This window comes from uncultured Pelagimonas sp., from assembly GCF_947498515.1.
Classification (GTDB): Bacteria; Pseudomonadota; Alphaproteobacteria; order Rhodobacterales; family Rhodobacteraceae; genus Pelagimonas.
In genome coordinates, this window is sequence record NZ_CANMKO010000006.1 from 84,826 (window position 1) to 97,617 (window position 12,792).

The 12,792-nt window shown below is 58.2% G+C and carries 14 protein-coding genes; 3 read left to right on the plus strand and 11 right to left on the minus strand.

The genetic code is table 11. The features are described from left to right. Positions 1–44: 44 nt before the first annotated feature. Positions 45–3,500, minus strand: a complete 3,456-nt coding sequence (smc, locus tag Q1A43_RS12575) for a chromosome segregation protein SMC (RefSeq protein WP_299935665.1) — start codon at positions 3,498–3,500, stop codon at positions 45–47. Between the two features lie 151 nt (positions 3,501–3,651). Continuing rightward, complete coding sequence (locus Q1A43_RS12580) at positions 3,652–4,044, minus strand: hypothetical protein (protein WP_299926459.1); 393 nt, start codon at positions 4,042–4,044, stop codon at positions 3,652–3,654. A gap of 120 nt (positions 4,045–4,164) precedes the next feature. Between Q1A43_RS12580 and Q1A43_RS12585 the strand changes: the two genes are divergently transcribed. Beyond that, a complete protein-coding gene (locus tag Q1A43_RS12585) occupies positions 4,165–5,373 on the plus strand; it encodes a hypothetical protein (protein ID WP_299935668.1) in 1,209 nt (402 codons plus the stop codon). Between the two features lie 114 nt (positions 5,374–5,487). On the opposite strand, the gene Q1A43_RS12590 is transcribed toward Q1A43_RS12585, so the two are convergent. The 7 genes from Q1A43_RS12590 to Q1A43_RS12620 form a co-directional block, all read right to left on the minus strand. Next, the gene (locus tag Q1A43_RS12590) at positions 5,488–6,297 is read right to left on the minus strand and encodes a division plane positioning ATPase MipZ (RefSeq protein ID WP_299926465.1); all 810 of its coding nucleotides are present in this window, start codon (positions 6,295–6,297) and stop codon (positions 5,488–5,490) included. Positions 6,298–6,505: 208 nt separating this feature from the next. Continuing rightward, entirely contained in the window at positions 6,506–7,066 is a 561-nt protein-coding gene (locus tag Q1A43_RS12595) for a F0F1 ATP synthase subunit B (protein WP_299926468.1), read from the minus strand. 3 nt (positions 7,067–7,069) lie between these two features. After that, the gene (locus Q1A43_RS12600; RefSeq protein ID WP_299926471.1) at positions 7,070–7,621 is read right to left on the minus strand and encodes a F0F1 ATP synthase subunit B'; all 552 of its coding nucleotides are present in this window, start codon (positions 7,619–7,621) and stop codon (positions 7,070–7,072) included. 90 nt (positions 7,622–7,711) lie between these two features. After that, positions 7,712–7,936: a F0F1 ATP synthase subunit C gene (locus Q1A43_RS12605; RefSeq protein WP_072630388.1), complete on the minus strand. Its 225-nt coding sequence runs from the start codon at positions 7,934–7,936 to the stop codon at positions 7,712–7,714. Positions 7,937–8,001: 65 nt separating this feature from the next. Further along, a complete protein-coding gene (locus tag Q1A43_RS12610) occupies positions 8,002–8,760 on the minus strand; it encodes a F0F1 ATP synthase subunit A (RefSeq protein WP_299926479.1) in 759 nt (252 codons plus the stop codon). Next, entirely contained in the window at positions 8,750–9,088 is a 339-nt protein-coding gene (locus tag Q1A43_RS12615; protein ID WP_299935671.1) for an AtpZ/AtpI family protein, read from the minus strand. The genes Q1A43_RS12610 and Q1A43_RS12615 overlap by 11 nt, the downstream gene beginning before the upstream one ends. Before the next feature lie 207 nt (positions 9,089–9,295). After that, complete coding sequence (locus tag Q1A43_RS12620) at positions 9,296–10,183, minus strand: LysR substrate-binding domain-containing protein (protein WP_299935674.1); 888 nt, start codon at positions 10,181–10,183, stop codon at positions 9,296–9,298. Positions 10,184–10,290: 107 nt separating this feature from the next. On the opposite strand from Q1A43_RS12620, the gene Q1A43_RS12625 reads away from it, so the two are divergent. Both Q1A43_RS12625 and Q1A43_RS12630 read left to right on the plus strand, forming a co-directional pair. Continuing rightward, positions 10,291–10,509: a hypothetical protein gene (locus Q1A43_RS12625; protein WP_299935677.1), complete on the plus strand. Its 219-nt coding sequence runs from the start codon at positions 10,291–10,293 to the stop codon at positions 10,507–10,509. A 31-nt stretch (positions 10,510–10,540) separates the two neighbouring features. After that, positions 10,541–10,915, plus strand: coding sequence for a metalloregulator ArsR/SmtB family transcription factor (locus Q1A43_RS12630; protein ID WP_299926491.1), 375 nt, complete (start codon positions 10,541–10,543; stop codon positions 10,913–10,915). On the opposite strand, the gene Q1A43_RS12635 is transcribed toward Q1A43_RS12630, so the two are convergent. Further along, complete coding sequence (locus tag Q1A43_RS12635; protein WP_299935680.1) at positions 10,897–11,808, minus strand: DMT family transporter; 912 nt, start codon at positions 11,806–11,808, stop codon at positions 10,897–10,899. The genes Q1A43_RS12630 and Q1A43_RS12635 overlap by 19 nt on opposite strands. Continuing rightward, positions 11,805–12,686 (minus strand): LysR family transcriptional regulator, encoded by an 882-nt coding sequence (locus tag Q1A43_RS12640; RefSeq protein WP_299926497.1) that lies wholly within the window; start codon positions 12,684–12,686, stop codon positions 11,805–11,807. The genes Q1A43_RS12635 and Q1A43_RS12640 overlap by 4 nt, the downstream gene beginning before the upstream one ends. Positions 12,687–12,792: the final 106 nt, after the last annotated feature.

The following is a 12,792-nucleotide window of genomic DNA, read 5'->3' on the forward strand; positions in this document are numbered from 1 at the left end:
CTTAGATGAGCTTATCTTAGCCAGCGCTGACATTCCCGTCACGATCACGCGACCATTTTTTCCGCATTTTTCAGATCAACCGAGACAAGCTGACTTACACCCTGTTCCTGCATGGTCACACCATACAACCGATCCATCCGCGCCATGGTCACCGCGTGGTGGGTGATGATCAAGAACCGCGTATCGGTACGGCGGCACATCTCATCCAACATGTCACACAAGCGGGTCACGTTGGCATCATCAAGCGGCGCGTCGACCTCGTCCAACACACAGATCGGCGCGGGGTTGGCAAGGAAAACGCCAAAGATCAGCGCCAGCGCGGTCAGGGTCTGTTCCCCGCCTGACAAAAGCGACAGCGTCGAAAGCTTCTTGCCCGGTGGTTGGCACATGATCTCTAACCCGGCCTCAAGCGGATCATCGCTTTCGACCATCACAAGATTGGCCTCACCGCCGCCAAACAGATGTGTAAAGAGCATGCTGAAATTGGCGTTGACCTGTTCAAACGCGGTCAGAAGCCGTTCACGACCTTCTCGGTTCAGACTGGCGATACCGCTGCGCAGGGTCTTGATCGCCTCTTCAAGGTCGGCCTTTTCCTGCACCAAGTCATCATGCTCGGTCTGAACTTCGCGGGCGTCCTCTTCGGCGCGCAGATTCACCGCCCCAAGCGCATCGCGTTGGCGTTTCAACCGCGCAACATCATGCTCTATCTGATCCGACGCAGGCATGTCATCGGGCGTCTTGTCGAGCTGTTCCAACAAGGCGTCCGGCCCACAGTCGAGCTCTTCTGTGATCCGTTCCGACGCCGCCGCAACGGTTTCCTGCGCCGCCTCGGCCCGTGCTTCGGCCCGTGCACGGGTTTCACGCGTCTCACCGGCCAACCGCTCGGCGTCGCGCTCCTCGGTGATGGCATTGCGCAAGGCGGTTTCCGCCACACTCAAGGCGTCGGTCGCCTCGGCCTTACGCAGTTCGGCGTCTTCGATCCCGGCTGATAGCTCCTCGCGCTTGTCGCTCAACTCTTCTGGAACGGTGATCGCCTCTTCCAACTCTTCGATGCTGGCCTCTTTGCGTTCCGCCAATTCACCGGCGCGCTTTTCCGCTGTTTCCAAACGGTGCCGCCAGCCGGACAACTCCTTGGTCACCTGCTGGCCACGCCCCTTGCGGGCCTCACCCTCGCGGCGCAATTCGTCATGGGCTGACCGTTTGGCCATCATCGTCATCCGCGCCGCTTCAACGGTCACTTTGATGTCTTCGACCTGACCGCGGGCCTCGTCCAAATCGTCCAAATCGGCCAAGGCGCGTTCGGCCTCATCCAACTGTTCGCGCGCGGTTTCGATCTCTTCTTCATAGCGGCGCACCGAAAGCCCGGCGCTTTCAAGTTTGCTTTCCGCCATGTCGCGATCGGCTTCGGCCCGATTGAATGCTCGGTTGGCTTGGGTAAGCTGCTGGTCGGCCTGCCGCCGGGCCTCACGCGCGGATTTATCCGCCGCCGTCAGTTCGGCCATACGTGCCTGCAACGCCTCATGCGCCGACCGTGTGCCATCCAAATGCGCCGTGGCCGCCGCCATTTCCTGCTTCAATCCTTCAAGCCGGTTAAGCTGCTCTAATCGTAGCGCCGCCGCTGACGGCTGGTCTTCGGCCCAGGCGCGGAACCCGTCCCAGCGCCACAAATCGCCTTCAAGCGTCACCAATCGCTGACCCGGCTTCAAAAGCGCCTGCAACCGCGCGCCATCATCCGCGCCAACAAGGCCGATCTGGTCCATACGCCGCGCCAAAACATCCGGCACCGACACGTGTTGCGACAGTGCCGTCACCCCATCGGGCAAGGGCTGGGTTTCTTCATAACTAGGCAGCACAGACCACCCGGTTGGCCCATCGGCCTCAACCTCAGGCGCGCGCAAATCATCGGCCAAAGCCGCGCCAAGCGCCTTTTCAAACCCTTGCTCCACCTGCAGTCGGTCAAGAATCTGACCCCCTTCGGCAGTGTCCCGTTCCAACAAACGCGCAAGCGCCGTGACCTCGGCCCTAAGCGCGTTCATCTCGCCCTCGGCTTCGGACCGTTCCGCCCGCGCTTCGGCCTCGCGGGATTGGGTTTCGGCCCGTGCCTCTTCGGCATTGGCCAACAATTCCTCGGCCCGTTCCGCCATGGCCTGCGCGTCCTCTTGCGCCTGCTCCGCCGTTTCGGCCGCTTCGCGTGACGTGTCCAATGTCAGCGTGGCTTGCCCCACCGCCTGACGCGCCCGCGTGACTTCGCCCTCGGCGCGATCCATGGATTTCCTGCTATCGGCAACAAAGCGTTGCGCCGATTGGTGGCGTGCCGACAAGCGGGCGACATCTTCTGTGCGCTGGGCAAGATCGGCTTCGCGTTCGTGCAAAATACTACCGGCTTCCGATGCCATCTCCGCCGCCTCTTCTAGGCGATCGTCATGACCCTCGGCGGCCTTTTCTAGCTCGCGCGCTTCCCATTGCAACTGCTCAATGGTTTCGCCCGCATCCCGGTTCAACCCGGCCTCACGCTCCATGTCGCGGTCAAGCTGTTCGATCCGCCGCTTGAGCGTATTGATCGCCTCAACCGCGCGCTTTTCCTGATCCGAAAGCGCATCGCGCTGCACCACAAGCCGTTGCAAAACCGCCGCGGCGATGGCCTCTTCTTCGCGCAATGGCGGCAAGGCTTCCTCACCGGCGGCCCGTTTTGCCGCCGTTGCGATTACAATCTTTTCCGCCTGCGCCGCATGGCCAATCATCTCGCGAAGCTGCGTTTCCGCCGTTAGGCGGGCGTCTTCTGCCTCACGCCAACGACGGTAAAGCAACATGCCTTCGGACTGGCGCAACTCCTCGCCAATCGCACGATAGCGCGCCGCCTGTTTGGCCTGTCGCGCCAATTGCCCCAACTGCCCCGCCAGCTGTTCCACAACATCATCCACCCGCAACAGGTTGGACTCGGCGTTCTTAAGCTTTAACTCGGCCTCGTGACGGCGTTGATATAGCCCCCCGATCCCGGCGGCATCTTCCAAGACCTTGCGACGGTTCTTGGGTTTTGCGTTGATAAGCTCCGAAATCTGCCCCTGCCGAACAAGCGCCGGGGAATGCGCCCCGGTGGACGCATCCGCAAATAACATCTGCACGTCGCGCGCCCGCGTGTCCTTGCTGTTCACCTTATAGGCGCTGCCAACGTCACGGGTGATGCGGCGCACGATTTCAAGCTGATCGCTGTCGTTGAACCCCGCCGGGGCAAGACGATCACTGTTGTCGATTGTCAAAAGCACTTCGGCAAAGTTGCGCGCTGGTCGCGTGGCGGCACCGGCAAAGATCACGTCTTCCATGCCGCCGCCACGCATGGCCTTGGCCCGCGTTTCACCCATCACCCAGCGCAGCGCCTCAAGCAGATTGGACTTTCCGCATCCGTTCGGCCCAACAACCCCCGTCAACCCATCCGCAATCAGCAGATCGGTTGGATCAACGAAGCTTTTGAAGCCTGTAAGTCTGAGTTTGTTAAAGCGCAAAAGGCGTGGCCCTATATGACGTCTGATTCCGTGTGTAACGGTCAGATTGGCGGGTCCACAGCGTCAGAGTCAACGAAATACACGCCTATTTGGCGGCAACCCGCCACTTGTCCACAAGATATTGGGAAGTGACCTAGCGACAGGAGCGAAATCACTGGCAGGTCATATACCCGGCAAGGCTCTCGCCGCGTTTGTACAAATCATCAATGTCACAATGCAGGCTCGATTGGCGTGTAGGCCGTTTCGGGGCCTTGCGCCCATCGCAGGAAAGACCAATCCACATCAAGGATTCGTCGCCCACAACCCAAGCCGCCTCACAATCCGTTTCCTTTTGCGTAGCGATGATCGCCTTGCGCGCCACCTCTTGGTAGCGCGGCAAAACTTCGGACGAGGTACGAATCGCAACGACGCGGTCTTGTTTGATCCAAAGAGTGAACTTTGATCCTTCGACCCGGCGCGTCACCTTTTCGCCGCCGTGAAATCCGGGGCCCGGCCCATTGCAGGCACTCAGCACAAAAACCAAAGGGATCAACCATTTCATCATGGGCCGATCCTCGCGCGCAGCCGTTAATTCACCGTTAACGGCCAAGGAGAAGTTTCCCTTTACATTCTAAAGTCAGAATGTATATTACATTCCAGTTTCAGAATATTAATGGAGCCTTTCATGGCCACGCATACAAAACCAGCGGATACCTATTCACCGCTCTACTTCCTCGCCTCGCTGGGCGCAGGGGGTGCTACCGTCACGTTCTTCATGTTCCTGATGTTCTGGGTCCCGCATCCCGACCGCCCTGTCCCGATTTTCGAAGACATCATGACCGCCTTCAACACCGGCGGACCAATGATGCAGGCCGCCATCGTGATCGCATGGATCGGTATTGCCTATTTCACCTTCCTCAACCTCAAAATGCTGGCTTGGAACATGTCGGCCTTCTCGGCCTTCAAACAAACCGACGCCTATCAAAAGCTGATTTCCTCCAACGCGGAATCGACCATTCTTGCCATGCCGCTTGCCATGGCAATGACCGTAAACGCGCTGTTTATTGTTGGTCTGGTCTTTGTCCCCGGCCTCTGGGGCGTGGTCGAATACCTGTTCCCGCTGGCCCTCATCGCCTTTGCCGCCATTGGCGTTTTGGCCTTTAGCCTGATCGGCCGCTTCCTTGGTCGCGTCCTGTCCCAAGGCGGCGTGTTCGACGTCACCGCTCACAACAGCTTCGCGCAACTCTTGCCCGCCTTTGCCGTCTCCATGGTCGCCGTGGGCTTCTCGGCCCCCGCCGCAATGAGCACAAACCCCGCCACCGTTGGCATCTCACTGGTCCTCTCAACCTTTCTTGGCGTGACGGCGATCCTCTACACCCTGCTCGCGGCCTCCTCGGCGATTTCCTCCATGTTGCAACATGGGACCGCCCGCGAAGCAGGCCCAACCCTGATGATCGTTGTGCCCATCGTCACCGTTCTTGGCATTATGTTCCTGCGCCAAAACCACGGGCTACACACCACGCTTGACGTCCATGGCTCGGACGGCGAAACCATGATCTTCCTGACACGCCTTCTGGCGATCCAGCTTGCATTCCTTGGCCTCGGGGCCGTGGTTCTGCGCGCCCAAGGGTATTTCAACGACTTTGTCATGGGCTCCAAAACCTCACCCGGTTCCTATGCGCTGGTTTGCCCCGCCGTTGCCCTGTCGGTGATGATTCAGTTCTTTGTGAACAAGGGTCTGGTCGCCTCCGGCCTGATTGCCAAGTTCGGCATCGCTTACTGGGGCGTCACCGGTATCGCCATCGTCGCCCAGATCATCGCCATCGCGCTGATCCTGCGCTTGGGCCGCCAACATTTCAGCACCCAGACAGCCGCTGCGGTCCCCGCTGAATAAGCCACTAAAAAACACCAAAAGGCCGGGTCATAGTGCCCGGCCTTCACTTCTTCTTTCCCAAAATATCCCAGGGAGTCTCAGCCAGCTGAGACAGGGCAGCGCCTCATCCCGCCGTTAGAAATCAACTTCAACCCCCGGCAGGTTCAACGCCTTGATCAGATCGCGCAATTCCTGACGCGCGGCGATATTGGAAATATTGAGCTGTTTCACCCCGACATCGCGCAAGTCCAAAAGGGTTAGCCCGCGTGGAAACAACTCGCGAAAAACCACCCGCTCGTTAAAGCCCGGCGCGATGCGAAACCCGATCCGCTTGGACAGGCGCTCCAAGGCGCTTTCCATCTTCTTCTTGTTGACCATTTGCTGCGCGCCCAAACGGTTGCGCAACACGATCCAGTCAATCGGCTGAAGCCCCGCCTGCGCCCGCAACTGACGCGCGGACCAGACCATTTCCGAATAGACCGACGGGCCGATGATCTTCTCACCGTCATTGTCGATCTTGGCCAGAAGGTCGAAATCAACAAAGCTGTCGTTCAGCGGCGTGATCAGCGTATCGGCAAGCGAGTGTGCCACTTGGCTCAACCGAGTGTGCGAACCTGGGCAATCGATTACGATGAAATCTGCCTGCGCCTCAAGCTCGGCCACTGCTTGGCTAAGCCGATGATCATAGGCTTTGTCACCATCCGGTGCGTTCTGGGCGTCGGTCGTAGGCAAATCGACATAGACCGGCGTCGGAAGATCCAACCCTTTGCTGTCTAGGTACTTGCGACGGTTTTCAAGATAGCGCCCCATGCTCTTTTGGCGCAGATCAAGATCAAGCGTGCCCACCCGATGCCCCATCCGGGCCAGCGCCGTTGCGACATGCATAGAGACGGTGGATTTCCCCGCTCCGCCCTTTTCGTTCCCGACAACAATTGTATGTGCCACGATGCGCCTCTTTGGTTATGCCCAGCCTATATATGCCTGTGGAGGGCTGGTATGATCCTATATCTGGGTGGCCGTCAAGGAAAGACAGGCGCAAATCATCACCCGCGCCCCGTGTCTTGCACCCCACAGATCAAGCGGGACCAACAGACATGAAAAAGGCCCGGAACCATGTGGTCCGGGCCTTGATCTAATTCAGAATTCTGAACGCTTAGTGAAGCTTTGCGCCCACTTCGGCAATCGAGTCGTCGATCAGCTTGCCTGCGTCTTTGGCAGTCATCTGATCGGCAACCACATCTTGCGCCGCCAGAACCGCAACCTTCGCTGCGCTGTCGCGCACCTCTTTGATTGCGGTGGCCTGAGCCGATGCGATTTGCGATTCCGCAGCCAAAAGGCGGCGGGCAACCGATGCTTTCATGTCTTCCTTCGCCTGCTCAGCGGCCAACTCGGCCTCTTGCTTGGCATGGGCAACAATGCGCTCTGCTTGCTCAGTTACTTCGCGCGATTTGCGCTCATAGCTGGCCAACAGGGTCTGGGCTTCTTCACGTAGTTTGCGTGCTTCGTCCAGCTCGTCGCGAATGCCTTCGGCGCGCTTGTCCAGCATACCACCCAGCATTCCGGGCACTTTGTAGTACACCAGAACCGCCAAGAAGAGCAGGAAGCCAAGCAGAACAACAAAGTCTGTGTTGCCCAGCGAGAAGAACGGGCCAGAGGCTGCGAAAGCCGGGCTAGCTGTGAGACCAAGAGCGGCGGGAAGGATCAGCTTTTTCATGTCTTACCCTTTCAACCGGTTGGCAACAGCAGAGGCGACTTTGGCACTATCGGCCTTGCCACCCAGCACGGCCACGATGGCCTCGGCTGTGTCTTTCGCAACAACTTCAACATTTTCCATGGCCGAGGCGCGGATGTCGGCAATTGCCTTCTCCGACTCAGCAGCCTTAGCAGAAATCTCTGCGTCGGCTTTTTCCAGGGCTATGTCGAGCTCTGCTTTAATTTCGTCACGTGTCGCCTGCGCGATGTTTTGCGCTTCGGCACGGGCATCAGCCAGTGCTTTGTCATAAGCGGCTTCGGCTTCTTCGGCCTTGCGCTTAAGATCTTCGGCAGCGGCGATGTCGTTGGTGATCGTCCCCTGACGTTCCGCCAGAACCGACGCAATGCGCGGCAATGCGATGCGCGACAGCACCAGGAAAATCACCACCAAAGTGATCACCAGCCAGAAAACCTGGTTGCCGATCCAGTCGCCGCAAAGCTGCGGCATGCCAACAGCGGACCCGTGCGAATCTACGCAGGAGCTGACGGCTTCGGCAGCGTGTGTATCAGACGCCATATGTCTGTCCTCCGTCGGAACGTTGTCTTTCGATCGGGCGGGTCAAACGATTGTCTGAACCGCCCGCGCGTAAGGATTATGTTCCGTGGATTATACGGCGAACATCAGCAGCAGCGATACGAGGAATGCAAAGATGCCCAGTGCTTCCGCGAACGCGATACCGATGAAGAGTGTTGCTGTCTGACCGGCTGCTGCCGATGGGTTGCGCAATGCGCCGGCAAGGAAGTTGCCTGCAACGTTACCTACCCCGATTGCGGCTGCGCCGGAACCGATTGCTGCCAGGCCTGCGCCGATGTGTGCGAGATCGCCTTCCATATTCCTATCTCCTTACGATTGGAAGTTGAGTAATTGTGGTTTGGCAGGAGAACCCTGCCGAGCCATTAGTGTGACGGGTGCAGTGCGTCTTTGAGATACACGCAAGTCAAGATTGTGAACACGTAGGCCTGGATAAAGGCCACGAGGATTTCCAAGCCGTACATCGCGGTGATCGCGAGGATGGACACGGGGCTGATCACGGCGATGGCGGCGAAACCCGCGAAGACCTTGATAACCGCGTGACCGGCCATAACGTTACCAGCAAGACGAATGGAGTGGCTAACCGGACGTACAAAGTACGAGATCAGCTCGATAATCGCCAAGATCGGGCGCAGCGCCAGTGGCGCGCTCGACACCCAGAACAGACCCAAGAAACCCGCACCGTTTTTGACGAAACCAAGGATGGTCACGGTCAGGAACACGGCAAAGGCCAGAACCACGGTCACAGCAAAGTGCGATGTTGTGGTAAAGCTCATTGGGATCAGGCCAAGGAAGTTGGCGAAGACGATGAACAGGAACAGCGTCATGATATAGGGGAAGTAAACCAGACCGTCTTTGCCGGTCACATCTTCGATCATTTTGTAAACGAAACCGTAGGCGAGTTCGGCGATCGACTGGCTGCGCGATGGCACGATGGCACGGCGCGAAGTGCCGATAACCATCAGGCCAACGATGGCCAGGATCGCAATGAACATCCACAAGGACGAGTTGGTGATGGTGAACATGCCAACCGCACCGTCGCCAAACAGTGGCTTGACGATGAACTGATCCATTGGGTGGAATACCAGGCTGCTGCCTTCTGCTGCTGCGGTCTCAGTCGCCATTTTTGTCCCCTTCGGTCGCCCCTTGCGAGGCCTCTTGTGTCTCTTGGATCTCTTTGGCGGTGCGAAGCATCACCTTCACGCCTGCCGCCAGACCCAGCATTATAAACAACACCATGAACAGCGGGGTTGTGCCTAACAGCGCATCCAGCCCGTATCCGATGCCAAAGCCGATCCCGAGACCGGCCACCAATTCCGTCACCATCCGCCAGGCCTGATTGGCCATGGAATAGTGCTCCTCCTGATGCTTCTTGCCGCTGCCCGGCCCTTTGGCCGCTTCAATCTTGGCTTCCAGCTCTTTTCGCTTCTGCTCAAGATCGTTTTCAGACACGCAATCCGCCCCGGTTGGAGTTCATGGGGTTGGTATGTCGGCACGCCGCCCGAGTCAACACGCTGTTAATCAGTCAAAACAACAATTCAACCCTTTGAAATTCAACACTATAAACCGGCCCGAATTTGCGCGTGCGATTCCGCCGCAGGCCCTGTTGGCGCTAAACACCGGCAATATGCATATTCAACCAAAACGTTGAGTTTGTTTTCAGTCCCTCTGAGATCGAAACGGCAGCCCCTCGGCCAAAACCCAATCTCGAAACTGTCGAACCGCACGTCGGCGTTCGGCGCGGGGCTCAACAAGCACCTGATACGATCCACCTGACAGCGGCACATCAAATACCCGCGCCAATTGCCCGCAATCCACATAGATCTGGGCAATGTCTTCTGTGACCAACAAAACCCCCTGCCCATTGAGCGCCGCTTGCACCGCCAGATTGGCACGCATGCGCCACTGTGGGGCCGGTTCCGCCGCAACATCCACCCCCGCCGCCGTAAACCACGCGCGCCAAGGATCGCCATGCCGGTCCTGATAGCGGCGACAGGTCAGCAAATCCTTGGGCTCGCGCAGGTGCGCAAACGCCTTCGGGCACGCAAACGGATACATTGGCGCATCACTGATCACGGAACTTGGTTGATCCGGGGTGGTGCTCACAATCGAACGGATTGCCAGATCGGCCTCAAATGCGCCTAGGTCCGCCAAGGAACGCGTTGCGGTGATACGCGGTTCGACCTCGGGAAATTCCTCAAGGAACCGCCCCAAACGCGGCATGATAAAATGCGTCGCGAAGGTTGGCTCGCTGCTGATGGTGATCACGCCACTGGCCCGTCCGGTCATGGACTCGGTCGCTTCGGACAAAACATCAAAAACCGGTGAAATCTGCGCCAGATAGGCCTGCCCCTCCGGGGACAAGGCCACCCCGCGCGCCGCCTCGCGAAACAACTGCACGCCCAATCTCTGCTCCAACCCGCGCACATGTCTGCTGATCGACGAATGCGCCACACCCAGCTCTTGCGCCGCGGCGGAAAAGCTGCCGTGACGGCCCGCCGCCTCAAAGGCGCGCAAGGCATTTAAAGGGGGTAAACTGCGTGGCATGACTCATCTGTGCATTTTTCGCACAAGAGATGTCAAGCATATGCGTTTGTTTTGCCCGGTAAATATAGCGATATTGCTAAAACACCCACCAAGACACGAGATACAAAATGGCACATATACGCTCAACTCCTTTTGGGAGCCTCCTATCGCTTGCCCGCCTGTTTACGCGCTTCTTTGCCGGCCATCCGTCGCAAGACAAGCCCCAAGCCGACCTGTTAGACGGGCTGCCCACTGACATGTCGGACCATCATTTGCGCGACATCGGCCTAACGCACCAACAAATCTATTTGTATCGCGCTCGCAGCCGCACACCGCTTGGGTTTTGAACTTCGCGACAGAAGCGTATAACCATGCGCCATGACCAGCTCGCTCGACACCGTCTTTGCCGCCTTGGCCGATCCAACCCGCCGTCGCATTTTATCAATGCTACTCGAAGACGATATGGCTGTGACCGATGTGGCGGAACCGTTTGAGATGTCTTTGGCGGCCATTTCCAAACACCTGATGATCCTCGCCAATGCCGGATTGATCAGTCAGGAAAAGCGCGGTCGCGTCAAATGGTGCAAGCTCGAGCCGGACGCCATGCGCGAAGCGTCGGTCTGGATGCAAGGGTTTGGCCAGTTTGAGCCGGTCAATCTTGATGCGTTTGAGAGGTTTCTTGAGGTCGAACTGGCCGAGACCGAGGACACTCCGCCAAAGAACGTCCCCCAAGATCAGGCTGACGCAACCTGAGGCTCTTCGTCCTTGAGCAACATGACCAAAGCCAAAACCGTCAAAGCCACCCCCGGCAACACCATCGCCGTTGGCACTGTGCGTCCCATGGCCAACTCCCAAAGGATCACCCAGCTGGGCACCAGATAGGTATAAGCCATCACCTTGGCTGCCGGCAGCCGCAGCGCCGCATATCTCACCGCCAAGAATGTTAAACCCGTCGCCGCAATGGCCGTGTAAAATATCGTCACCCAGACAATATTAGGCATATTGGCCCAATCGGCCGCAACAAGCCCCGGCCCGGCCCAAAGGCACAAAATCAACGCGCCCGCCACCAACACCCCGGCCGTAAAGGCCAAAGCCGGTTCACCCCGGCTGAAAACCCGCACCAACGGCGCATATAGGGCATGGGCGATACAGCCCCAGAAATAGATCATCTCGCCGTGCCCGATCTCAAAGCGCATCGCCAGATCGGGATCACCGCGAAAGATCACCCAAAGCGCCCCAATCCCGCCAATCACAATCGCCAACGCCATACGCGCCGTGGTGATTTGCCGGATCAGCACATAGCCAAACATCGCTGATAGCGCCGGATTCAAAGTGAAAACCGCCGCCATGCTAACTGGTTCGGCGGTCTTAAGCCCCTCAAACATCGTGACAAAGTAGAAGACAAACAAACCGGCCAGTACGAAGTAACGCCATGGCGCAACCCAAACAGAGCGGCTCATGCCGCCACTCAGCCACGCCGCCAAGGCCATAACCGCACCTGCCACAACAAAGCGCACGGCATTCAAGACCTCAGGCTCAATAAACCCCGCCGACATCCCCCCAAGCGAGAACGAACCAGCGACAAGGGCCGAAAACCCCAACATCGCCAAATGCCCGCGTTGCGGTTCTGTCAGGTTGGCGATCACGCGTTGAGTTCTTTGGCGCTGTATTCCTTGAGATGTTTCAGGAACGCTTGCACCTTGGCGGTGCGATGCAAATCCACATGGGTCACCAACCACATCGGCGCGCTCCAGTCCTCCTCAGGGGCCATAACCTGCACCAATTCCGGATGCACGGCCGCTTCGCTCACCCGCAAGAACCCAATCCCGGCTCCGGCCAATATCGCATGGACAAGCGACCGCCAGTCGGTTCCCCGGAACATGACATTTTCAAAGGGGACATGTTTCATCAGCCACAATTGAAATGGCGCGCGAGTCTCTTCGCTGTCATGGCCGACAAATCGGTGATCCTTGAGATCGGCGGCGGTTTTCGGCATGCCATGTTCCGCGACATAGCTCTTGCTGGCATAAAGCGCGATTGGTTGCCGCATAAAGGGCTGCACAACATTGTCCGGCTCAGACGGCACCGACCCGGCGCGCAAGGCCACATGCGCCTCACCATATTCCAACCGGAACAACCGATCCCCCGTTAGGAACCGCACCACAACGTCAGGGTATTTGCGCTGAAAGCTAGCCAATGCCGGAACCAAAAGCGGTGCAAAGGATGCGATCGACGTCACCATCAATTCGCCGGTCACATCGTTGCCGCGCCCCTTGATCCGCCCTTCAAGTTGGGAAAACTGATCGTCGGTTGTCTGCGCTACACGCAACAGATCATCACCGGCTTCGGTTGGGGTATAGCCACGCGTGTGCCGTTGAAACAGCTTCACTCCCAAGCGCAGCTCGAGTGAATCAATATGGCGAATAACCGTTGCGTGGTGCACGCCCAAACGTTCTGCCGCGCCGCTCACTGTTCCCATTCGGGCCACGTGGAAAGCTGTCCGGATTTCGTCCCAATTCTGCATAGCACCCTCGTCTTCGGATTTTTCCTTATGGAAAGGAATTCGGCTTTCCCAGCCAGATTACAAGACCCGCGCCGCACTCTCCTGACAAAAAGAAACAGCGGCCTGC